Below are 22,529 nucleotides of genomic sequence, written 5' to 3' on the forward strand. Positions count from 1 at the left end.
GTCCCCAGTCCCCAATCCCCTTCATTCATATCAAAATCGATTAGATTAGTAATAGTAAAACAAGTGGGATTCACATGGTCTTTAACCCAAACCATCTCAGTAGCAACGCGCAAGATACTCAAACTAATGAGTTGTTGACTTATCTCCAGCATCAGTCGCCGGAGGTTTTGGAGCGTGTAGCTAAGTCAGTCAGTCCCGAAATCAAACAAATTATTTCCCAGAACGTCCAAGGTTTAGTGGGGATGCTGCCTGGGGAACATTTTAATGTCGAAATTACTACAGACCGGGAAAACTTGGCTGGGCTGCTAGCTTCCGCGATGATGACTGGTTATTTTCTCCGCCAGATGGAACAAAGGATGCAGTTAGAAGAGAGTCTTTTAGGGTCGCATACACTCTCAGACTCAGCCAAAGATGAAAAATCTGGTGGGTCAGCCTTTTAAACCAATGGCACTCTCCGTAATTACTCAGGAAGTGAACCTGTATCAATTTTAGATTTGAGATTTTAGATTCACAGTTACGCAAGCTTGAAGATCGCAGAAATTAACTAAAGAATCTAAAATCCCCTAAAATCTAAAATTGGTGCTAATTCAGTTTTTTAGGATAAACTCCTGTCTTTACCTGGAGCTTTTGTCTGCGACCATTGCGGTTCACTTCCATTTCCAGGACAACACCAACCTCGTTAGATTCCACCACTTGCTGCACAGCAGAAGTATCTTGAACAGTCAGATCGCCAATTTTCTCGATGATGTCACCTGCGCGTAGACCTGCTTTTTCCGCTGGGGATTTTTCCAGAACTCGCACGATTAACACCCCCTGGTTTTGAGTAATTTTCAAATCTGTTTCTTGACTAATTTTGTTTCTCATTTCTGGAGAGAGAGTCACCATTTGAACGCCTAAAAATGGATGTTCTGCACGCCCTTTATCAAACAGTTGATTAGCGACTCTTTGAGCAGTTTCGATCGGGATAGCAAAACCTAACCCTTGAGCACCAGCTCGAATCGCTGTATTAATCCCAATTACTTCTCCATTAGAGTTTAATAAAGGCCCCCCAGAGTTTCCAGGGTTAATGGCAGCATCAGTTTGAATAAAATTAACTCTTTTATCTGGGACACCGACTTGGGAACTAGAACGTCCTGTGGCGCTGATAATCCCCACAGTGACGGTATTATCCAAACCCAAGGGATTACCAATTGCGATCGCCCACTCTCCCGGAATCAAATTTTGTGAACTACCCACCCGCGCCGTCGGTAAATCCTTCGCCTCAATTTTGACCACCGCTACATCAGTAAGTTGATCCACACCGATCACCTGACCATCCAGAGATCGACCATCTTTGAGCGTTACTCTGACAATATCTGCTCCTGCCACCACATGAGCATTAGTCACCAACCGCCCATCTGTAGACAAAATTACACCCGATCCCGTACCCCGTTCTACCCGTTCATCGGATGGAACAGGCTTCTCACTACCAAAAAACCCTCTAAATAGAGGGTTTTGAAACAGTTCTGGTAAAGGAGTTTCTACTTTACGCGCCGCATCAATCCGAACTACTGCTGGGCCAACTTTTTGGGCTGCCTCGGCGATAAAATTAACATTACTCGGTGAAATCGGCAGCCTATTGAACGATGGGCTGGGCTGAGGTGGTAGCGGCTGCTGGATCATGGGTGTCATTGAGGCAGTCTGTCTGATCGGATTTTCTGATTGTAGATAGCGGCTACCCAGAATACCTGCCCCACCACCTAAGCTCAGTAAAGTTAAATAAAGAGTCAGTTGTTTAAAAGATAAACTCATAATTTATGATGCCCAAACACACAGAAACTAGTAATCAAAATCTAATTTAGCCTGTTCTTTTTTGGCGACCTGCCCGATCAGGGGCAGTGAAGCTTATGTTGGGAACAAAGGGCTATAAAAATTTGAAGATAACAAATGGCGAAGGATATGGAACGATCGGCAAATGAAAATTAACAAAGGACAACTGACCCTTCTCATCACACTTTTATGGCTAAATATTCCCATTGTGGGAATAAAAGCCAATGCAGCCGAGGCTAATAACCTCAACTGTCCTGAACCAGCTTTATCCAGGCTCAAAAGACACTTAGTTGCGCCAGGGGAGACAATAGACAGTATTGCCAGACTTTATAACCTGATTCCTGCCACCTTGATGGGAATGAATCCTAGCATCAGACAAGGCGAAGTCCGCGCAGGAAGTGAAATCATCATTCCTCCTTTTAATGGTATAGCGGTAGAAGTTCCCCCAAATCAAACTTGGCGAGAAGTAGCTGCGGCTTATAAAGTCCGAGAGATTTTAGTATATGAAGCTAACGGCTGTCAGGAAGACCTGAGAATTGTCTTTTTGCCAGGGGTAAACTGGTCTCCAGCGGGCAACAATAATTTTATTGAGAATTCCAATCTCAAAGGCTTTCCTTTACCAAATATTGCACCTGTGGCGCTGGGATATGGTTGGTTGCTGCATCCGAGTACGCGCAAAGTATTTTTTCACAGTGGGTTAGATTTACTCGCTAACCCAGGTACGCCAGTTTTAGCTGCTGGGGATGGCGTAGTGGCTTATGCTGGCGATCGCGGAGATTATGGTTATTTGGTAGTCGTAAATCATCAAGAAGGGCAACAAACGCGCTATGCACATTTGGGTAGTATTACTGTTACTACTGGACAACCAGTAAGACAAGGGCAACAATTAGGAACTGTTGGTACTTCAGGTAGCCCAGATACCGAAACTGCCCATTTACATTTTGAGGTGCGTTATAACTCCGATTTAGGCTGGGTAGCAGAAGATCCCAAGTCCTACCTACGGCAAATGGTTGGTACAGTGGAAACCCCCACCCAAACTAGCAACTCTAGTACTTCGCCTCTAGTTGTACCAGAAACCGAACAACAGCCAGTGTTCAATCTTCCAGCAAATCTACCTCCACCCCCAGCAGAAACCGGAATATCTGGCGATCGCAATAAACCCGCCGTCATCCCCCTACCCCCCGGAACCGGACGCATAGTACAACCCTCTCAAACTAACCAACCTATAAATATCATCATCCCTCCTCCGGGTAGCGTGCAGTAGCAGGAAGGCAGGGGGGCAGGGAAGACAAGGAGACAAGGGGATACTCAAAACTTTCCCAGTCCCAAATCCCCAGTCCCTAGTCCCCAGCATAAATAAAGTGCGATCGCACCACAAAGAGCGATCGCACTTACCAAAACACATAACTTTGTCAAATTGTCAAGAAAAACACAGAGAAATTAGCTCAACAGTACCTTAACTTTAAGCATTAGCTAATTCTGGTTGTTGATCGGTTGAAGGATTGACAAGAGATTTGTACAACTTCTCGTATTCATAAGCGGACTTATACCAGCTGAAATCCATCCGCATTCCCCGTTGTTGCAGTTCGCGCCATTCCTTCTTGTACCGGAAAGCTTCCCACGCCCGAACTAAACAGGTATAAAGGTCTAAAGGTTCGTAGCGGTCAAAACAGTAACCTGTACCTGCGTGATCCGTCGGTTCATGGTGAGTCACAGTATCAACCAAACCACCAGTACGCCGCACAACTGGCACAGAACCATAACGCATCGCCAACATTTGGCTAATTCCGCAAGGCTCAAAACGGCTGGGCATTAAGAACGCATCCGTCCCAGCATAAACTCTTCTGGCTAAAGAATCACTTTGCAGGATATAAGCAGACATCCGACCACGATAACGAGAAGCAATTTGCCACATTTGGTTTTCGTAGTAGGGGTCGCCCAAACCCAAAAGGATAAACTGCGAATCTGTATAGGACATGAAGCGGTCTAAAATCTGAATCATCAGATCGATTCCCTTCTGTTCTACCAACCGCGACACCAAACCAAGTAAAAAAGCATTAGCATTGACTTCCAAACCGACTTCTTCTTGGAGAGCAACTTTATTGAAGCGGCGTTCTTCAATCGTATCGACTGTGAAGTTTCTGGCAATGTGTTTGTCTGTAGCTGGGTCATAACTAGTAGTATCAATGCCGTTAAGAATACCGCTTAACTTGCCACTGACATAAGATAACAACCCTTCGAGACGTTCACCGTGAGCAGGGGTCTTAATTTGTTCGGCATAAGTAGGCGAAACTGTATTCACTTTGTCAGCAAACAGAATTGCTGCTGCCATCGTGTTATCACCTTGCATATACCAAGGACACCAGGTAATTTGTTCCAAACGCCAACGCCAAGGGCCTTGATATGCCAAATTGTGAATCGTGAAGACTGTTTTAATAGTCGGGTCTTCATTCATCCACACAGGAATCATCCCCGTGTGCCAGTCATGGCAGTGAATAATATCTGGTTTCCAGTAGTTCCAGGCAAACTCGGCTGCGCCATTGGAAAACAGGGTAAACCGCCAGTCTTCATCTTCTCCAAAATAAATCCGTCGGGGCCAGAATGCTGGATGACCGAATAAATACAAGGGAACATCGCTGTTGGGGAAGAGAGTCTGATAAACAGCGAAGTCTTGCCCCATAGCACTGCCGTTCCAAATTGGGGCTTTGGGAATGTCCATTTTGTCCGGCAAGAAGCCATAGTAAGGCATAAAAAGCCGAACATCATGCCCCATGTTTCTGAGGACTTTGGGCAGGGCACCAACGACATCCCCCATACCGCCTATTTTTGCTAGGGGGGCTGCTTCAGCTGCAACAAATAGAATCCGCATTTTTTTTTGGGGTTGCCTGAAATAGTTCGTTAGAGAAGTTTAGCAAGAAAGAATACTGCTTCTAGTAAAGTTTTGAGTTTTGAGTTATGGGTTTTGAATTAACTTAAAACTCATAACTCAAAACTCAACACTCATAACTCAACACTTTAATATGTTACCGTCCGACTTCAGCGAAGATTTGGGCTAAAATTTCGGAAGCTCCTTGTTCGCGCAATGTGTGTGCTAGTTGTGTACCCAGTTGTTCGGCATCGGTAGCATTTCCGGTAATGCTATCTTTGACTAATTTTTGTCCATCTAAACTGGCAACTACTCCGGTGAGGGTAAGTTGTTCGCCTTCGATGACGGTGTTAACACCAATGGGTACTTGACAACCACCTTCTAGTTCTCGCAAGAAGGCGCGTTCGGCATAACAGCGTTGGGCGGTGGGGGTGTGTTCTAATACTTTGATGAGGGAGAGAATTTCGGTGTCATCGGCACGACATTCGATGCCTAATGCACCTTGTCCGACGGCGTGGAGGGAAATTTCGGAGGGGATGACTTGGTGGATGCGATCGCTCATTCCCAACCTTTGTAATCCCGCGACTGCTAAAATTATGGCATCGAACTCCCCAGCATCTAATTTCGCCAGTCGGGTATTCAAGTTCCCCCGAATGTCTTTAAATGTCAAATAAGGGAAGCGATGGCGCAACTGAGCTAAACGTCGCAGGGAAGAAGTTCCCACCACTGCGCCTTCGGGTAAGGTTTCGAGTTGCTTGTCTTTGAATTTTTCATGCACTACCAAAGCATCAGCAGGGTTTTCCCTTTCGGTAACGCAACCTAAAACTAAGCCTTCTGGTAATCTAGTCGGCAGGTCTTTCAAGGAATGAACAGCAAAGTCTGTCTCCTGGTTAATCATTCCCAGTTCTAGTTCTTTGGTAAATAGTCCTTTATCGCCAATTTTGGCTAAGGCAACATCTAAGATTTTGTCGCCTTGAGTACTCATGGTGTGGACTTCAAAGGTTCTGTCAGGGAAGTGTTTCTGGAGTTGTTCTTGTACCCAGTAGGTTTGCACTAGGGCAAGTTGACTTTTGCGAGAAGCAATGCGGATAATGCGCGGGGGACTGGAAACAGCAGGGGACATAAAGCAATTATTGTCAAAGGAGCGTATCAAATCACTTGATCTAGACTACCTCAGTGCGTGACCCTCTGATTCAGTAAAGTAGCCTAGTTTTACTTATGACTCAAAACAATGTTGAATTTTTAGAGCAAATCGCCCAGCTTTTAGAAAATTTACCAGGCGAACAGTTACTACAGCAGGCTAAAACCTCAGAGCAAATTGAAGAATGGCATAGTCAAAGAAAAGGAAATCAGATTATTGCTCAAGGAATCCGAGATAAATTCTACCCTTCGCTCAACCCTATTGAAACTAAAAAATTGAAAAATAATTTCTCTGGGGACGACTTTCAAATGTCATGGATGACTTTGACAATCTTTGCTTGTCAATTTGCCGGATCTATCAACTCGTCCTTAAAGGATAAATAGCATGAGTTTAATAAACTAGTAATGGAAATGTCTGAATTAGATGCTACTGCTTGTCGCAAGCGCGAATCAAAAACATGGCGAAAACCTCGTTCTTTTGCCTGGAAAAATGGCAAAAGAATTTATGCCTCAAAAAATGGGGGAGTTTACCGCGAATCTTAACAAAAATTTACGTCTGAATCACATTTGAGCTACTGCTGGGAAAGCAAAACTATGTTGGGAATATAAAACCTAATCCTTAAATAGGATAATTGTTTCATGATTTACTTATTAAGCTTGCATCGCATCTAAATTGTATATTTTTGGTGTTAGGCAAAAACCGTCAATCCCTCTCCCCATCCCCCCATCTCCCCATCAGCCTAAATATTCAATTTAAATGCGTAGCAGTTTAGTACTGCCAAAGCAGGAACTTGACAAGTTTATCCAGCTACAACAAATCTACCAAAATCAGATTCAAGAGTTGGAAGCAAAAGTAGCTCATTTAGAGGCTGAAAACTATAGTTTAAAGGCGATTAATCAGGAATTGCAATGGCGTGTCGATCCTTATTCTTCTGAAGGAAACGCCATTTGCAATTCAGATTGGTAACTGAAAATTATAAAATTTAACGTCTACCAGCTTGAATTGCTGAATTAGCAATGGCAATTAAATCTTTTTCTTCTCCATTTTTAATAGTTACTCGATACAAAATTCCTTGATATTTCCATTCCAATGTAGCCGTGCAATATGCACCACAGCCATTATGAAATACTCCTTGATTTCCTCCTGCTAACCTAACCCTTTTAAATGCTCTAGTTATGCCTCTTTCTGGCTTAATAAATTCACCGCCTCTTTCTGCTTCAATAGAACCAATATAACAAGGTGTTCCTTGACAATCAGGCGTGTAATTAAATGAAACACTGTAACCTTTGTCTGTTACTTCACTATTAAAATATACTTTTTCTAGTTCGCTAAAAGGTAGCTTGCTCGGAATCAATATCGGTACTTGTGTTTTACCTTTAATTGGTGAAATAACTTGATTAGTGGGAACGTTTATTAGAGCGAAAACCGTTGTTGATTGCCAAGGTAACATTAAAAAACTGCTACTAATAACGGTGCAAATAGCTACTACTCCCAGAATTGATTTGGATTTCATACAAAACTATTTTGATTCACTAAAATGGATTAAAAAGATTATACTTTATCCAAGCTTATAAATCTGATTTTATATATTTTTCTAACTGTGCTGTTCGAGTTTTTGTTAATTGTGTCAGACAACCAGCTTGAATTGCAGGAGCTATTGTTCCGCCTTCAAATTGACTCCTTTCAAATTCGCAATTAGCATCGCGAAAATTAATCCAAGCTCTTTGAGCTAAGATGAATTTTTGTTTTCTTGCGGCAGATAATTTAGGCATTAATTGTTGGTATACTTGATTGAGTCTTTTATCAGCATTTCGATATTCTATGCCAGCACAGATGTTGATTTCTAGTTGCGTTTGCGGATCTTTACAATTTGGTTGTTGAGCTACTTGCAAAGCTGATGATTGAGATGGGGCGCTACCGAAAGTACGGATGGCGAGGAATAGGATAAAAATAGTTGCGGCGCTGCCGATCGCAAGGACAAACTTTTGCATATACTAGTGTCAAATAACTATTAATTCTAACTTAACAGAAATTTCTCTGATGGCAATTCGATCGAGTATATAATTGGATAACGATCCAGCTTGTCGATAAATCTAAAATCGAATGACTGTTAAACTTATTAATTTATTTGAATACGAACCACTAGCACAAGCGCGTTTATCGCCAATGGCATTTGATTATTATGCTAGTGGGGCATGGGATGAAGTAACATTAAAGGATAATCGTGCGGCTTTTAATAGGTATAAATTACGTCCGCGAATGTTAGTGGATGTGAGTCAGCGAGATTTAAGTACTACTATTCTCGGTCAAAAGTTGACGATGCCAATTTTAATTGCGCCAATGGCTTTTCAGTGTTTAGCGCATCCTGAAGGAGAGATAGCAACGGCTTCATCGGCGCGAGAATTGGGAACAATAATGGTATTAAGTACTTTGGCAACTAAGACTTTAGAAACTGTGGCGGCGGTTGATAGTTTGCGTTGGTTTCAATTATACGTGCATCGAGATCGCCAACTGACTAAATCATTAGTAGAACGGGCTTACAAAGCAGGTTTTCAAGCATTATGCTTAACTGTGGATGCACCAGTTTTAGGAAGGCGTGAAAAAGATAGACGCAATCAATTTGTATTACCTCCAGGAATGGAATTAGCAAATTTAGCAAATATAACTGATTTAGAAATTTCTTATCATCAAGATGAATCTGGGTTATTTAGCTATTTTTTAGAACAGCTTAACCCGGCTTTAACTTGGAAAGATTTAGACTGGTTACAGTCAATTTCGCCTCTACCTTTAGTAGTAAAAGGAATCTTGCGCGGAGATGATGCTTTGCGAGCGGTAGAATATGGAGCAAAAGCGATAATTGTTTCCAATCATGGGGGTAGACAATTGGATGGTGCGATCGCTTCTATTGATGCTTTAACTGATGTTGTCGCAGCAGTGGGAGACAAAGCAGAAATTTTGGTGGATGGCGGTATTCGTCGCGGTACTGATGTTTTAAAAGCCTTAGCATTGGGAGCAAAAGCAGTACTTTTAGGAAGACCTGTATTATGGGGTTTAGCTGTTGATGGACAGCTAGGTGTACAAAAAGTGTTAGAACTGTTAAGGGATGAATTAGATTTAGCTATGGCTTTAAGTGGCTGTGCTACTTTAAAAGATGTCGATTTCAGTATGGTTATCTCAGGGTAACTGTTGATATAAAAGTTGAATTTTTACCATAAAATAAAAACATTTTTATGTTATACTTATGTAGCGAGATTGAATTCGGTGCGGCTTGTGTTTTTAGTATTTACAAATAATATAGGCAGACTTGTCTCCGAATCTCAATTGCTATGTAATTTAGACTACTCTGGCTTCGGAGATCATTCATGTCCATTTATGTAGGCAACCTTTCTTACTCGGTTCAAGCAGAAGATTTAACTAATGTGTTTGCAGAGTATGGAACTGTTAAGCGAGTTCACTTACCAACAGACCGGGAAACAGGTCGTCCCAGAGGTTTTGGTTTTGTGGAAATGTCCACAGATGCAGAAGAAGATGCTGCGATCGAAGCTTTGGATGGCGCTGAGTGGATGGGTCGCGATTTAAAAGTTAATAAAGCTAAACCTCGTGAAGATAATAGAAAAGCTTCTGCGGGTGGCGGCTGGGACGGTAATAATCGGCAACAACGCCGTTACTAAAACTTTGGGAAAATGCGAAATATATTAGCAAGTAATTTCCTTTTGTTCTACCCCCATTAGTTTTTTTTAGTCCTGTTGTTTTCAGTAACTACAGGATTTTTTATTGTTTTGTAGGTAATTGGTAATAGGTAATACCAAATCCGGGTTAAGAACCCCCTTTATCTTCTTTCTTCTTTCTTTGCGATCTTCGCGTCTTCGCGGTTCTCCAAAAAAGGGTTAATCAACCCGGATTTGGTATAATGGGTAGTTGGTAAATTTGCATCTCGCATTAATTTCTTACCTACGCAGTCTCTATTGTTAAAAGCTATACTTGTGGATAATTTCAGAGTTTATAGTCAAAACTATGTTGGAAGCGGGGATTGCTTGGCTAACTGGGTTTGTTTTCCAGCAGGTTCTCAAAGAGCTAAAATTAGACGAAATCGCCAAGGATGCAGCGAAAGATTGGTTAAAAGATTTCTTTAAAAGTTTACCAAGTGGCATTTCTCAAAAGGGTCTGGAAATTATTCTGCCTACTGCTACCAAGAAAGCTATCAAACAGTTTTTGGAGTTGGTGCAGGACGAGTTACAGGCGCAAGGTTTGAATAAACAAGAGGCGAAAGAATACAGCAAATCTCTGAGTTTATTTCTGAAAGATAAAACGACGCGAGAAATTTTGGGTAGTGCCTTTAAAAGAGATTGTCAAATAATTGATGCTAAAGCATTAGAGAAGATTTGGAAAACCTTAGATTTAAAGTCCTTACCTTCTGGATTTGATTGGGAATTAATTGCTAAACGTTATTGCCGAAAGGTGGTGGAAATTCGGCGAGAGTCGGATGAATTAAGAGCAATTTTGGATTCGGAAAACTTAGAAAGTATTGCGGAAAATACAGCGGCTTCAGCGAAAGCATTAGAAGCGATCGCAGGAATTATTCCTAAACTCGATTTAGAACTATATCGGGAAAGTTTACAGGAGTTTTACGGCTACCTGAAACTGAACGTTGTTGATATGACAAACGATCAGTATCGCCTGAAATTGTGGAAAATGTTTATTCCGCAAATGGTGCGGGAAGCATTACCGCCTTCGCGCTACGATTTGCCGAAAGAAATTCAGCGCAGTTTATGCGAATCTGGACAAATTGAAGCGGAATTTACCAAAGAAGATTTACATCGCTATCGGGAAAGTTATTTTCAACAACCGATTCGATCGATCTTAGAAGTTATTAAAGATCCCAAACTTCCTTATGTGGTAATTTTAGGCGATCCGGGTTCGGGAAAATCGACTTTATTACAATATCTGGCTTTGCAGTGGGCAGAGCAACCAACCGAGCAGTTACCATTATTAGTAGAGTTGCGGGGATACGCACCCGATCGCGCAGCACCTACCAGCTTTTTGAAGTTTTTCCACCAGGGAACTCGCACGATCCAAAAGCTAAATCAGGCAGATTTGGATAAACAATTGCGATCGCATGGTGCCTTGGTGATGTTTGATGGGTTGGATGAGGTGATAAATCGCGATCGCCAAGAAGAGGTAATCACCGAAATTATTAGCTTTACCAACGAATACAAAAAAGCGCGAGTCGTGGTGACTTCCCGCATTGTTGGATATAACCCGGAACCTTTGGGAAATGCCGAGTTTCGTCACTTCACGCTGCAAGATTTGGCACCAGAACAAATCGCAGAATTTCTCCAAAATTGGCACGATTTGGCGCTGGCGAAAGATCCAGATAAGGAAATTTTACAACAGCGGTTGCAAAATGCCATTGATAGTTCTAAAGCTATTGCCGAACTCGCCGTAAATCCCCTGCTGCTGACGATAATGGCAATTCTCAACCGCCGCCAAGAATTGCCGAGAAATCGAGCAGAATTGTATAAGGAAGCGTCAAAGGTGTTGCTGTACGCTTGGGATGTGGATCATAAGAAATTACAAATTTCGCCTGATGCCATTGAAAGTCCAGAAAAACAGGCGATGTTGCGGCAGATTGCGTATGAAATGCAGTCGGGAGAAAAGGGACTTCAGGGAAATATCATCAGTCGGGAAAAGTTGCTGGAAATTATTACCAAGTTTTTGAAGGATCGGGATTTTTCCCAACCTCGCGAGAAAGCACAAATCCTGATTAACCAACTGCGGGAACGCAATTTTATTCTCTGTTATTTGGGTGATGAGTATTACGGTTTTGTTCACCGCACGTTTTTGGAATATTTCTGCGCTTGGGAGTTTGTGGAGAGGTTTGAAAAGCAGCGCACTTTGACGGAGGAGGAGTTAAAAACGGAGGTGTTTGGGAAACATTGGCAGGATGAATCTTGGCATGAAGTGTTGCGGTTAATTTGCGGGATGGTTGGGGAAAATGTAGCGGGGGTGATGATTGAGTACTTGATGGGTCAGAAAGATGGATATAGGTTTAGAAATTCAATTTTGGCGGCTGAATGTCTGATAGAGGTGAGAAATATCTCTACTATTAAATCAACTTCTGCATCACTGCTGGATGCTTTGAAAAATGCTATCCAAGAAGTTGGAAAATACGATTTGTATACAGTTGACAAAATTATTGGCTTGATCGCAACTACCTGGAAAAATGATCCCGATACTTTGCCTTGGCTCAAATCGTGCATTCAGTCTGATGCGGATTGGTGGGTGCGGCGTGCAGCTGGGAATGCGATCGGCCAATATTACAAAGAAGACCCGCAAACCCTACTTCTACTCCAATCCTGGGTTCAGTCTGATGCGAATCCGGCTGTGCGAAGTGCAGCAGTGTATGCGATCGCCTCCAACTACAAAGAAGACGCGCAAACCCTACCCTTACTCCAATCCTTCGTTCAGTCTGATGCGGATTCGAGTGTGCGATATGCAGCAGTGTATGCGATAGCCTCCAATTACAAAGAAGAGGCACAAACCCTACCCCTACTCCAATCCTGCGTTCAGTCTGATGCAGATTTGTGGGTGCGACGTGCAGCAGTCGATGTGATCGCGCAAAATTACAAAGAAGACGCGCAAACCCTACCTCTACTCCAATCCTTCGTTCAGTCTGATGCGGATTGGGATGTGCGAAAAGTAGCAGTGTATGCGATCGCACAAAATTACAAAGAAGACGCGCAAACCCTACCTCTACTCCAATCCTTCGTTCAGTCTGATGCTAATGAGTATGTGCGACAAGCAGCAGTGGATGCGATCGCCCAAAATTGGAGTGATAAGCCTGGTATGTTTGAGTTTTTCTACAATTGTGCCATCAACGATCCCTTTGATCGTGAGTTTGATTGGCAAGTTAACCCCCGACAAACTGCTCTTAAAGCAATTCTAAAACATCATCGCGATAATCCCCGAACGCTGGAGTTATTGCGCGACAGATCTGAAAATGACCCTGATGAGAAGTTGCGGGAGTTTGCTAAGGAACAATTGCAGCAATTTTCATAAACAAAAAGAAATCATTTTCCTTGTCACCAATGCTCAGTCTCTAACAATAGCTGTGTATTACCAAATCTGCCAAAGTAACCGTGAAATTGTTTTGTTTACCTGTGGCGACAAAAGTAACAATTGTTTCGCAAGCAACGGCGACTGCAAGAGTAACTAAATTGCGTGCTAAAGGGTAGTCGCAGACATCATCATTTGCAGGGGAAGGTACGCGATATTCTTGGTTCCAAATTACCTCGGCGTAGTCTCCCGCTAGTCCGACGTGCAAACAAGGAAGATGAGCATTTTCACAGTAATCTTTGACTGCTTTTCTGGCGATGCTGTTATCAAAGGTGTCAATAACTAAAGAGTTAAGAGAAATTAATTGTGCTGCATTTGTCGCGGTTAATTCTTTCGTTTGTGCGTCTACAGTTACTCCCAAAGCGCGATAAAGGGAGTTAGCGAGAATTTTGGCTTTGAAAGCGCCGACATCGGAACGATAATATGGTTGGGTGGAAAGGTTGCGTTCTTCGATGCGATCGCGATCGATCGCTCTCAACTTAGTAAAACCCGATCGCGCCAAATTTTCGGTAATGTTTGCACCTAAAGCACCTGCACCACAAATAGTAATGGAAAAATCTTTAATTTTTGCCATTATTTCTGAGGTTCTGTATAGTTGTTCGTGGAAGAAGATGGACATAACGCCTCCGAGGAAATCCTTTTTTTAACCGCAGATGAACGCAGATGTAAATGCAGCTTTACGGTAGGGTAGATAGATCTCTTATTCAAGTAAATTATTATAAACTTTGGTTACTCCAGCAACCAGCTAAATAAACCTTCTACTGTTAGGCGGAAATCTTTAGCAAATTCTGGTACTGGCAATAATATTTCTGGTTCTTCGTAAACAGCAGTTGGTTGATTTGGAAAGTAAACTAAAACCGATCGCTCTTCAGGATCGATTAACCATCCCATTTGAGTTCCATACTTCAGGCAATGCAGAATATTTTTAGTCACTTTAGTTTGACTTTGATCGGGAGATGAAATTTCAATTGTCCAATCTGGAGGAATGGAGAAAATGTTGGCAACCCCACCATTTTCTTTGCGAGGAATTCTATCCCACATAAATACGGAAATGTCAGGTACAATTGAGCGATCGCCAAAAGTACAGCGAAGTTCAGAAAACGCACGGGCAATCTTTTTTGGTTTTAAAATCGAGTTAATTGCAGGTGCTAACTCTGTCTGAATTGCACTATGTTCTCCTTGCGGCATCGGTTTTTGAATGATACGCCCATCAATATATTCACTAGCAGGTTCCGTCTCTGGTAGACTTAAGAAATCACTTAAACTCAGGTGTTTAGCAGGGGTCTTTACCATTTAAAGTTTCCCGATCGGGAGTAAGTTGCTCTACTGCTATTTGCTATTCTACAGATAGACGATTTAGTTGGTGCGATCGCAGCCTTGGAATTAGCAATTTCAGCAATAAAAATCTAAAATCTAAAATCGCATGACTTACCTTGCACTAGCGACAGACTATGATGGCACCCTTGCCACAGATGGACAAGTTGACGATCGCACTTTGGCGGCATTGCAACAATGGCGAGATTCTGGACGTAAACTAATTTTAATTACAGGTCGTCAGTTAGATGATTTGTTGAAAATTGCTACTTGTCTCAATTTGTTTGATTGGGTAGTAGCAGAGAACGGCGCAATACTTTATCAACCAGCTACTAAACTTGAAAAACCATTAGCTGAACGTCCATCAGCAGAGTTTATTCAACAATTGAACGATCGCATTCACAAAGCAAGTCAAGCTAAAAATCAATCAACTTCTCAAGAATTTGCCCATATTCAGTCAGATTATCCAGTCGTCGGAGTTGGTCGAGTTATCGTCGCTACCTGGGAACCTTACAGCGTACAAGCACTTGCTTTAATTCAGGAAATGAAACTGGATTTACAGGTGATTTTAAATAAAGGTGCAGTGATGATTTTACCAAAAGGAATTGATAAAGAAGCAGGTTTAATTGCCGCAGCTAATGAGTTGGGGATTTCGCTAGATGCGATCGTTGGTGTAGGAGATGCGGAAAATGACTTAGTATTTTTAGATGTTTGCGGTTACTCTGTTGCGGTTGCTAATGCCCTTCCTGCTGTGAAAGAACAAGTAGATTTAGTAACTAAAAACACTAGAGGAGCAGGCGTTACTGAATTGCTCAATTCAATCATCAATAGTGATTAACTAATGATTATTTAAATTGAATGATAAACGCAAAGATTGAGCAAAATAAACTTCATAATAATATTGTAGAACTTACTGTAGAACTTACGCACAGATATCCCCTAACCCCCTTAAAAAAGGGGCTATTAAGTTCCCCCCTTTTTAAGGGGGGCTAGGGGGGATCTAGGTTTCAGGCAGAGAGTATTTTCCTAATTTCAATTAAAAACAATTTTTTCACTAGCTTTACTAGCTCACTGACATGAGATCCTAGAATATGGTCTCATGGTCATTAGAGTTGGAAGACAATGGAACAAAATCGGAAGTCAACAGTTGTGATTACAGGTGCCTCTTCTGGAGTTGGCTTGTATGGTGCTAAGGCATTAGCGAAGCGAGGATGGCACGTAGTTATGGCTTGTCGGGATTTAGCGAAAGCCGAAGCAGCTGCCAAAAGTGTAGGAATGTCGCCAGATAGCTACAGTCTTATGCACATTGATCTCGGTTCCCTGGACAGTGTTCGCCAATTCGTGAAAAACTTCCGGGTAAGCGGTAGGTCACTAGATGCTTTGGTGTGCAATGCGGCAATTTATATGCCTTTATTAAAAGAACCTTTGCGAAGCCCAGAAGGTTATGAGCTAACTATGACTACTAATCACCTGGGTCATTTTCTGCTCTGTAATATGATGCTAGAAGATCTGAAAAAGTCACCTGCACTAGATAAAAGAATGGTGATTTTAGGGACTGTAACCCATAATCCAGATGAGTTAGGTGGAAAAATTCCGCCACGTCCCGATCTAGGAAATTTAGAGGGTTTTGCACAGGGATTTAAAGATCCTATCACCATGATTGATGGTAAGAAGTTTGAACCCGTGAAGGCTTATAAAGATAGTAAAGTTTGCAATGTGCTGACTATGCGAGAATTGCATCGCCGCTATCATGATTCAACGGGGATTACTTTCACTTCTTTATATCCTGGATGTGTGGCAGATACACCGCTATTCCGTAACCATTATCCGTTGTTTCAAAAACTTTTCCCTTTGTTCCAAAAGAACATTACTGGAGGTTATGTATCTCAGGAGTTAGCTGGCGAACGAGTAGCTATGGTAGTCGCCGATCCTGAGTATAAACAATCTGGTGCTTATTGGAGTTGGGGAAATCGACAAAAGAAAGATGGTAAGTCTTTTGTGCAGAAGGTTTCTCCCCAAGCGCGGGATGATGAAAAGGGCGAAAAGATGTGGATTTTGAGCCAAAAATTGGTGGGTTCATTTAGTTAAGCTGATACCCATAATTTAAGTTGGTTGTGAGGACTTTAGTCCTGATTTTGTCAGCATAATTAGGACTGAAGTCCTTACAACAAAAGGGTGCAACTTTCACTTTAGTTAAACATTAGTTAAGCAACAGTGTTAGGAACCATTAATTTAGCAGTTTGATGGATGGGAATTGCGATCGCAAATTCTGTACCTTTACCCAATTCTGATTTACAAGTTAACGTTCCGCCATGTTTTTCGACTACAATCTGACGACTAATTGATAATCCTAATCCTGTGCCTTTACCTATTGGCTTTGTAGTAAACTGATAATCAAATAATTTTGGTTGAACTGCGGGTGATATTCCAGAGCCATTATCTTGAATCGAAATTACCACAAATCCTGCTGTTTCTAAAACATTTGTGCGAATCGTAATTTGATTAGGATGCGCCTGAATATCCGCAAAAGAACGGTTAACATTTTGTTCTTCTAAGGCATCGATCGCATTAACTAAAATGTTCATAAATACCTGATTAAGTTGTCCAGCATAGCATTCTACTAAAGGTAAGTTACCGTACTCTTTAATAACATCAATAGCTGGACATTCTGATTTAGCTTTTAAGCGATGTCCTAAAATCATTAAAGTGCTATCGATTCCCTCATGGATATCTACCGCTTTTACTTCTGCTTCATCCAAGCGCGAGAAGTTTCGCAATGATAAGACAATTGCGCGAATTCTTTCCGTACCAACTCGCATAGAAGATAGCAATTTAGGCAAATCTTCTTGAATAAATTCTAGTTCAATTTCTTCTATGAGTTCCTCAATATTAGTGGAAACTTGGGGAATTTCTTTTTGGTAAGTTTCTACGAGTTCAAGTAACCCGATAATATATTCGCTGGCGTGTTCTAAGTTGCCATGTATAAAGTTAATTGGGTTATTAATTTCATGAGCTATTCCTGCTACTAATTGCCCTAAACTAGACATTTTTTCAGTTTGCACAAGTTGAGTTTGCGCTTGTTGTAAACTACTCAAAGCTTGCGACAATTCAGCTGTGCGTTGTTCGACGCGCATTTCTAATTCATAAGTCAGTTTTTGTAAAGCTGCTTCTACTTGTTGGCGTTCAGCAATTTCTTGTTGCAGTAATTGATTTTGTTTGTCTAGTTCTGCTTCTGCTAATTCTCGACTTTCTTCACTCAAGACTAACCACCAAACAGCAATTCCAGTCAGTACGAGCAAAACGGCATATAACACTATAAATATTTTTAGAATTAGGTAATGAATTGCTGTTGGTACTTCTGGTGAATTGAACACTCCTTGATAGTAGACAAAGCCCAAAATTGCCCCAATTAATCCAGCAATTAGGGAAAATATTATCCCAAATTTAACTACTCTGATCCCCATTTGCGGAGAGAGTTTGTCCTGTAAAATATGATGATAAATATTTTTTGTTAGATTTTTAAGATAGCTGTCTGAGGTTTTACAACTATCATGACAATGAGCATCTAAACTGCAACACAAAGAGCAAATCGGCCCATCATAAACCGGACAAAATGCGGTATCTGCCAGTTCATATTCTTGTTCGCAAATGCAGCAGGTTATTAAAGAATTAATATCGTTATTTTGGCAATGCAGGTTTTCCCTAGCTATGTAATATTTGCCTTTAGTAATTAAGGCAATAATGGGTGAGAGGATAAAAGCTAAACCCAAGGCAATAAAGGGGGAATAGGCTTGAGCATAGTTACCAAAAGCGCCGATAAAAGCGATTATTGCAACTAAGGAAGCGATCGCCATTGCGCCAAAACCAACCGGATTAATATTATATAAATAGGCTCGTTTAAATTCAATATAAGAAGGGCTTAAACCTAAAGGTTTGTTAACAATTAAGTCAGCAACTACAGCCCCTACCCAAGCGATCGCAATATTAGAATATAAACCTAAGACAACTTCTAAAGTTTGAAATACTCCTAACTCCATTAATAAAAGTGCGATCGCTACATTAAATATTAACCAAACTACCCGTCCAGGATGATTATGCGTTAATCTAGAAAAAAAGTTTGACCAAGCCAAAGAACCAGCATAAGCATTAGTTACATTTATCTTAATTTGGGAAATAATTACAAACAAAGTAGCGACAAATAACACTAATTTTGGATCGGAAAATATATTTGCAAACCCTGCTAAATACATTTGAATTGGTTCTTTAGCAACAGAAAAATCTACTCCATGTTTAATTGCTAAAGTAGCTAAAAAAGCACCACCTAATTGCTTTGCCGAGCCTAAAATAATCCAACCTGGGCCAGCTAAAATTACCGCTAACCACCACTTAAATCGATTATCTTTACTAAGAGTAGGCAAAAATCTTAAATAGTCTACTTGTTCTCCTAATTGAGCAATTAAGGAAAATGAAACTGTTGCTGCTGTGCCAAATAATAATGGATCGAAAGCTGCACCGCTTGGGGAATTTCCTGCAAAATGTATCCAGTTATCTAAAGCATTTGGTTCTTTGTAAAGTACAAAAATATAAGGCGAAATCATTAGCAAAAGCCAAATTGGTTGTGTCCACAACTGCAATTTGTTAATTAGTGTAACTCCGTAGAAAACCAAAGGAATAATTATTAACGAACAAACTAAATAGCCCATTGATAAAGGCAAATGAAAATAAAGTTTCAATGCCTGAGCCATAATTGCTGCTTCTAAAGCAAAGAAAATAAAGGTAAAAGACGCATAAATTAGCGAAGTAATGGTTGAGCCAATATAACCAAAACCTGCTCCTCTGGTTAATAAATCTATATCAATATTGTACTTTGCTGCATAATAAGTTATTGGCAAACCTGCCATAAAAATAATCGCACCAACAATGAGAATTGCCCAGCAGGAATTAGCAAAGCCATAATTAATTACCAATGAACCACCAATTGCTTCTAAAGCCAGAAAAGAAATCCCGCCTATTGCAGTGTTAGCTACTAATAATTCTGACCATTTACGAAATGATTTTGGCGCATAACGTAAAGAATAATCTTCTAAGGTTTCGGTGGCAACCCAAGTGTTATAATCTCTCCGTTCCTTGACAATTGTTTTAGTAGTTTTAGTCATTGTTGAATCTTTCACCTTTTCACCTTTTCCAACTTTTTAGAAGATGATTTAACTCTAGAGTATTGCAAATCTTTCTTAATTAGTCTGTCTATGAGGATCAAAATAGATATGTTACAATCATTCAAATTAATATAAGACAGTAAAAATACTAATTTAATAAATATTTTGTTACAAAACTTTTCAATACAAATACGTAATTAAATTGGTTGAGATGACTTCAGTGAGATGATACATAACATTATCGATAACTCACCAGACAACAGATAGAGAATATAAGCTAAAATTTATTTAGGAATTTATGAAAATTGAAAATAATTTAAGCATTCGCTCTATCAACCAAGAAAATTTAAGAGTTGTGAGGTATTACTGATGGACTCTCAAACAGTTTCTATTGATCGATCGCAGTCACAATTAACGCCAACTTTGGCGCAACAAACCTTACCGTTAGGCGCAGAAAAAGCCAAAATTGAGTTAGTCAATGAACAATTGCTTTTCGAGTGGGTTAATTGGCTAAGTTCGCAGCGAATTTGGATGAAATTAAAGCAACAAACTTTAACAGAACTTGTTTATTGCTTACAGTATTTTACAGTTGAAGCCGGAACGCCTATTTATCAAAAAGGACATATTCCTCTAGGTTTTTATTTGCTCAAATTTGGTACAGTAGAAATTTCTCATTTCCTACCAGTCGGACACGCAATAATCCGCTATCACCACCCAGGAGAACTATTTGGCTATGCTAATTTAACAGAAGACTGTGCAGAGGTTTATCAAAGTAGTGCGATCGCTTTGAGTACTTGTGAAATCGGCTTTTTATCATTAACAAAATTTGCTGAATTATCCAGTAAATATCCCGATTTTTTGCAAACAATTAACTGTATTTTAGCAGATGAATTAAACAGATTTACTTTAAAAATATCCCATGAAAAAACCAAAATTCAAAGTTGGCAACCTTATATTCAACCAGTACCTAAAGAAGAAACTATTTTAGGTTCTAGCAAAGCCACACAAAAACTAGCTAGCCAAATTCAAGAAGCAGCTAAAAATCTCCAGCCTGTAGTATTTCAAGCGCAACCAGGTACAGGTAAAACTTTTTTAGCGGGAATGATTCATACTCATTCAGAATTAGCCGATCGACCATTTATCGAAATAGATTGTGCTGAATTACTCAGTCGGGAAGATGGGACAATTAACACCGATATTCTGTTTGGCAAAGTAGGAAAACAATCCGGGATTATTGCCCTTTTAGAAAGCGGAACTTTATTAATCGATCACGTCCAACTGTTGAAATGTGACGATCGCGATCGCTTAATTCATTATCTAAAAACTGGTTATATCATTCCTAATACTAATTCAACGGATATAGAAGGGGATTCACTGAATATTAATTCAGACCAACTAATTCAATCTAACGTCAGATTAATTTTAGCTTCACCCAATAGCTTGGAACTTCCAGAAATAAAAACCATTCAAATTAAACTATTCACTTTAAACCAAAGAAAGGCAGATATTCCCGAATTTGCTAATTACTTTTTAGAGAAATGCTGTCGAGAAAGCGACCGCCCTACTTTACACCTAAATCGTGCAAATTTACGACGTTTATTGAGTTACAATTATCCTGGAAACTTAACCGAACTTGCAGAAATTATCCATCGCGCCGTCCTCAACACACCAACTGAAGAAACCACAATTCCCGAACAATTATTTTGGTCTGTACAATCAGAAAAAAATGCCTTTCGGGTTGACTTATTAAATCATATAATTTGGTTGCGCCCATTGTTACTAAGTCGTTGGTATCCTGAAGGAATATGGGGAATTATGATGGCAATATTTATCCCCACAACTCTGTTAGGATTTTTCGGCCCTCAAACACGAGATAGTAGTATTACTTTAAACTTGTTTTGGGCTTGGTGGTGGCCGATGTATCTATTTTTATTCGCCTATATTGGTCGTTTTTGGTGTACAGTTTGCCCATTTATGATTGCAGGAGAATGGATACGTCGCTTCTCTTTGTGGTTATTTCCCCGTCAGCAACTTCCCTGGAATCACAAATGGTTAAATCGTTGGGGTGCTTGGATATTATTTGGAGGATTTGTCGCAATTTATTTATGGGAACAACTTTGGGATTTACCCCATAAAGCTTATCTTTCTGCTTGGTTACTGACAATTATTGCACTGGGAGCAGTAATTTTTAGTTTAATTTATGAGCGTCGATTGTGGTGTCGCCACTTATGTCCAATTGGCGGAATGAATGGTTTGTTTGCCAAACTTTCCCTGATAGAATTACGCTCAAGTCAGCAAATTTGTGGGAGTCAATGTCAAACTTCTAGCTGTTATAAAGGTAGCAAATCTACTGCGATCGCATTTGGGGAAGCACTACCTACAGAAGGACAAGCTACCGAAGGTTGTCCGCTTTATTCTCATCCAGCACAATTAACAGATAATCGAGATTGTATGCTGTGCATGAGTTGTTTAAAAGGTTGTCCTAATCGTTCCCCCCAATTAAACTTAAGGTTTCCCGCATCAGATTTACTCGACCATCATCGAAAGTTTGCAGCGGAAGCTGCCTTATTATTACTATTATTAGGCGGTGTGTTTATGCACCATAGCCATAAAATTTTAACTTGGTTGGGATGGTCAGATTTAGCGATCGACTCTGAACATTTACTCATTTCAATTCCAGTAGTAATATTACTGTTGAGTATTCCCACAATTTTGACTTATTTCACTCATGCGATCGCACGTTGGCAAGACCCAGAAATGCCCGATTATCTAACAGTAATCTACGCCTATCTTCCCTTCACTTTAGCCGCTAACTTAGCCTACTATATCCCCTCTGGAATTACCGAAGCAGGAAAAGTTCTCCCTGTATTTGCCCGAACTTTAGGTTACAGTGGTGTAGGTTTACCCACACTTACTTGGAGTGCAGATGTAGCCGCTTTTCTCCAAGGTGTAACCTTACTTTCAGCCTTAGTTTTTAGTATTTATCCATTACTCCGAATCACTCAACGTCCTTGGTTAAGTAATTTACCTCATTTCTGTTTACTCATTGCTTTGGTAGCAACTTGTTTTTGGTTAATGTGAAAGAGTCAATTTCTAAATAAAAAGTTCTCCTTAGTTTTCAGTAAAA

The 22,529-nt window shown here is 40.5% G+C and carries 19 protein-coding genes; 11 read left to right on the forward strand and 8 right to left on the reverse strand.

Translation table 11 applies throughout. The annotated features are described in order from the left end of the window. The first annotated feature begins 74 nt into the window (after positions 1 to 74). Positions 75 to 440 (forward strand): DUF760 domain-containing protein, encoded by a 366-nt coding sequence (locus tag IQ264_RS18115; protein WP_193982204.1) that lies wholly within the window; start codon positions 75 to 77, stop codon positions 438 to 440. 142 nt (positions 441 to 582) lie between these two features. Here IQ264_RS18115 and IQ264_RS18120 read toward each other — a convergent pair whose 3' ends face one another. After that, positions 583 to 1,791, reverse strand: a complete 1,209-nt coding sequence (locus IQ264_RS18120; RefSeq protein WP_193982205.1) for an HhoA/HhoB/HtrA family serine endopeptidase — start codon at positions 1,789 to 1,791, stop codon at positions 583 to 585. A 163-nt stretch (positions 1,792 to 1,954) separates the two neighbouring features. Between IQ264_RS18120 and IQ264_RS18125 the strand changes: the two genes are divergently transcribed. Beyond that, positions 1,955 to 3,073 (forward strand): LysM peptidoglycan-binding domain-containing M23 family metallopeptidase, encoded by a 1,119-nt coding sequence (locus IQ264_RS18125; protein ID WP_193982206.1) that lies wholly within the window; start codon positions 1,955 to 1,957, stop codon positions 3,071 to 3,073. Positions 3,074 to 3,271: 198 nt separating this feature from the next. On the opposite strand, the gene glgA is transcribed toward IQ264_RS18125, so the two are convergent. After that, positions 3,272 to 4,678, reverse strand: coding sequence for a glycogen synthase GlgA (gene glgA, locus IQ264_RS18130; RefSeq protein WP_193982207.1), 1,407 nt, complete (start codon positions 4,676 to 4,678; stop codon positions 3,272 to 3,274). Positions 4,679 to 4,832: 154 nt separating this feature from the next. Next, positions 4,833 to 5,798 (reverse strand): hydroxymethylbilane synthase, encoded by a 966-nt coding sequence (gene hemC, locus IQ264_RS18135; RefSeq protein WP_193982208.1) that lies wholly within the window; start codon positions 5,796 to 5,798, stop codon positions 4,833 to 4,835. Positions 5,799 to 5,893: 95 nt separating this feature from the next. Between hemC and IQ264_RS18140 the strand changes: the two genes are divergently transcribed. The 3 genes from IQ264_RS18140 to IQ264_RS18145 all read left to right on the forward strand — a co-directional run bounded on the left by IQ264_RS18140 (position 5,894) and on the right by IQ264_RS18145 (position 6,782). Continuing rightward, on the forward strand, positions 5,894 to 6,199 hold the full coding sequence (locus IQ264_RS18140; protein ID WP_193982209.1) for a hypothetical protein: 306 nt from the start codon (positions 5,894 to 5,896) through the stop codon (positions 6,197 to 6,199). A 27-nt stretch (positions 6,200 to 6,226) separates the two neighbouring features. Beyond that, entirely contained in the window at positions 6,227 to 6,358 is a 132-nt protein-coding gene (locus IQ264_RS33465; protein ID WP_265583078.1) for a hypothetical protein, read from the forward strand. 214 nt (positions 6,359 to 6,572) lie between these two features. After that, positions 6,573 to 6,782: a hypothetical protein gene (locus IQ264_RS18145; protein ID WP_193982210.1), complete on the forward strand. Its 210-nt coding sequence runs from the start codon at positions 6,573 to 6,575 to the stop codon at positions 6,780 to 6,782. A gap of 16 nt (positions 6,783 to 6,798) precedes the next feature. Here the strand turns inward: IQ264_RS18145 and IQ264_RS18150 are convergent, their stop codons facing one another. Together IQ264_RS18150 and IQ264_RS18155 are read right to left on the reverse strand one after the other, a co-directional pair. Continuing rightward, on the reverse strand, positions 6,799 to 7,329 hold the full coding sequence (locus IQ264_RS18150) for a hypothetical protein (protein ID WP_193982211.1): 531 nt from the start codon (positions 7,327 to 7,329) through the stop codon (positions 6,799 to 6,801). A gap of 55 nt (positions 7,330 to 7,384) precedes the next feature. Further along, positions 7,385 to 7,807 carry a lysozyme inhibitor LprI family protein gene (locus IQ264_RS18155; protein WP_193982212.1) on the reverse strand — a complete coding sequence of 141 codons (423 nt, stop codon included), beginning with the start codon at positions 7,805 to 7,807 and terminating at the stop codon, positions 7,385 to 7,387. A 112-nt stretch (positions 7,808 to 7,919) separates the two neighbouring features. Here IQ264_RS18155 and IQ264_RS18160 point away from each other — a divergent pair, with 112 nt between their 5' ends. The 3 genes from IQ264_RS18160 (at position 7,920) to IQ264_RS18170 (ending at position 12,875) form a co-directional block, all read left to right on the forward strand. Further along, positions 7,920 to 8,999 carry an alpha-hydroxy acid oxidase gene (locus IQ264_RS18160; protein WP_193982213.1) on the forward strand — a complete coding sequence of 360 codons (1,080 nt, stop codon included), beginning with the start codon at positions 7,920 to 7,922 and terminating at the stop codon, positions 8,997 to 8,999. A gap of 179 nt (positions 9,000 to 9,178) precedes the next feature. Further along, entirely contained in the window at positions 9,179 to 9,487 is a 309-nt protein-coding gene (locus IQ264_RS18165) for an RNA recognition motif domain-containing protein (protein ID WP_193982214.1), read from the forward strand. Between the two features lie 343 nt (positions 9,488 to 9,830). Further along, complete coding sequence (locus IQ264_RS18170) at positions 9,831 to 12,875, forward strand: NACHT domain-containing protein (protein WP_193982215.1); 3,045 nt, start codon at positions 9,831 to 9,833, stop codon at positions 12,873 to 12,875. A 40-nt stretch (positions 12,876 to 12,915) separates the two neighbouring features. On the opposite strand, the gene IQ264_RS18175 is transcribed toward IQ264_RS18170, so the two are convergent. Together IQ264_RS18175 and IQ264_RS18180 are read right to left on the reverse strand one after the other, a co-directional pair. Further along, the gene (locus tag IQ264_RS18175; RefSeq protein ID WP_193982216.1) at positions 12,916 to 13,551 is read right to left on the reverse strand and encodes a ThiF family adenylyltransferase; all 636 of its coding nucleotides are present in this window, start codon (positions 13,549 to 13,551) and stop codon (positions 12,916 to 12,918) included. 110 nt (positions 13,552 to 13,661) lie between these two features. Next, entirely contained in the window at positions 13,662 to 14,225 is a 564-nt protein-coding gene (locus IQ264_RS18180; protein ID WP_193982217.1) for a Uma2 family endonuclease, read from the reverse strand. A 130-nt stretch (positions 14,226 to 14,355) separates the two neighbouring features. Between IQ264_RS18180 and IQ264_RS18185 the strand changes: the two genes are divergently transcribed. Together IQ264_RS18185 and IQ264_RS18190 are read left to right on the forward strand one after the other, a co-directional pair. Beyond that, positions 14,356 to 15,084, forward strand: a complete 729-nt coding sequence (locus tag IQ264_RS18185; protein ID WP_193982218.1) for an HAD family hydrolase — start codon at positions 14,356 to 14,358, stop codon at positions 15,082 to 15,084. 284 nt (positions 15,085 to 15,368) lie between these two features. After that, positions 15,369 to 16,334, forward strand: a complete 966-nt coding sequence (locus tag IQ264_RS18190) for a protochlorophyllide reductase (protein WP_193982219.1) — start codon at positions 15,369 to 15,371, stop codon at positions 16,332 to 16,334. 116 nt (positions 16,335 to 16,450) lie between these two features. On the opposite strand, the gene IQ264_RS18195 is transcribed toward IQ264_RS18190, so the two are convergent. After that, entirely contained in the window at positions 16,451 to 19,402 is a 2,952-nt protein-coding gene (locus tag IQ264_RS18195; protein WP_193982230.1) for an ATP-binding protein, read from the reverse strand. A gap of 369 nt (positions 19,403 to 19,771) precedes the next feature. On the opposite strand from IQ264_RS18195, the gene IQ264_RS18200 reads away from it, so the two are divergent. Then, positions 19,772 to 22,483, forward strand: a complete 2,712-nt coding sequence (locus tag IQ264_RS18200; protein ID WP_193982220.1) for a sigma 54-interacting transcriptional regulator — start codon at positions 19,772 to 19,774, stop codon at positions 22,481 to 22,483. Positions 22,484 to 22,529 lie beyond the last annotated feature (46 nt).

Source organism: [Phormidium] sp. LEGE 05292, assembly GCF_015207735.1.
GTDB lineage: Bacteria > Cyanobacteriota > Cyanobacteriia > Cyanobacteriales > Aerosakkonemataceae > Floridanema.

Excerpts from the sequence above, each read along its gene's own strand:
- IQ264_RS18115 (WP_193982204.1), top strand. The coding sequence starts at position 75 with ATGGTCTTTAACCCAAACCATCTCAGTAGCAACGCGCAAGATACTCAA.
- IQ264_RS18120 (WP_193982205.1), bottom strand. The coding sequence starts at position 1,791 with ATGAGTTTATCTTTTAAACAACTGACTCTTTATTTAACTTTACTGAGC.
- IQ264_RS18125 (WP_193982206.1), top strand. The coding sequence starts at position 1,955 with ATGAAAATTAACAAAGGACAACTGACCCTTCTCATCACACTTTTATGG.
- glgA (WP_193982207.1), bottom strand. The coding sequence starts at position 4,678 with ATGCGGATTCTATTTGTTGCAGCTGAAGCAGCCCCCCTAGCAAAAATA.
- hemC (WP_193982208.1), bottom strand. The coding sequence starts at position 5,798 with ATGTCCCCTGCTGTTTCCAGTCCCCCGCGCATTATCCGCATTGCTTCT.
- IQ264_RS18140 (WP_193982209.1), top strand. The coding sequence starts at position 5,894 with ATGACTCAAAACAATGTTGAATTTTTAGAGCAAATCGCCCAGCTTTTA.
- IQ264_RS33465 (WP_265583078.1), top strand. The coding sequence starts at position 6,227 with ATGTCTGAATTAGATGCTACTGCTTGTCGCAAGCGCGAATCAAAAACA.
- IQ264_RS18145 (WP_193982210.1), top strand. The coding sequence starts at position 6,573 with ATGCGTAGCAGTTTAGTACTGCCAAAGCAGGAACTTGACAAGTTTATC.
- IQ264_RS18150 (WP_193982211.1), bottom strand. The coding sequence starts at position 7,329 with ATGAAATCCAAATCAATTCTGGGAGTAGTAGCTATTTGCACCGTTATT.
- IQ264_RS18155 (WP_193982212.1), bottom strand. The coding sequence starts at position 7,807 with ATGCAAAAGTTTGTCCTTGCGATCGGCAGCGCCGCAACTATTTTTATC.
- IQ264_RS18160 (WP_193982213.1), top strand. The coding sequence starts at position 7,920 with ATGACTGTTAAACTTATTAATTTATTTGAATACGAACCACTAGCACAA.
- IQ264_RS18165 (WP_193982214.1), top strand. The coding sequence starts at position 9,179 with ATGTCCATTTATGTAGGCAACCTTTCTTACTCGGTTCAAGCAGAAGAT.
- IQ264_RS18170 (WP_193982215.1), top strand. The coding sequence starts at position 9,831 with ATGTTGGAAGCGGGGATTGCTTGGCTAACTGGGTTTGTTTTCCAGCAG.
- IQ264_RS18175 (WP_193982216.1), bottom strand. The coding sequence starts at position 13,551 with ATGTCCATCTTCTTCCACGAACAACTATACAGAACCTCAGAAATAATG.
- IQ264_RS18180 (WP_193982217.1), bottom strand. The coding sequence starts at position 14,225 with ATGGTAAAGACCCCTGCTAAACACCTGAGTTTAAGTGATTTCTTAAGT.
- IQ264_RS18185 (WP_193982218.1), top strand. The coding sequence starts at position 14,356 with ATGACTTACCTTGCACTAGCGACAGACTATGATGGCACCCTTGCCACA.
- IQ264_RS18190 (WP_193982219.1), top strand. The coding sequence starts at position 15,369 with ATGGAACAAAATCGGAAGTCAACAGTTGTGATTACAGGTGCCTCTTCT.
- IQ264_RS18195 (WP_193982230.1), bottom strand. The coding sequence starts at position 19,402 with ATGACTAAAACTACTAAAACAATTGTCAAGGAACGGAGAGATTATAAC.
- IQ264_RS18200 (WP_193982220.1), top strand. The coding sequence starts at position 19,772 with ATGGACTCTCAAACAGTTTCTATTGATCGATCGCAGTCACAATTAACG.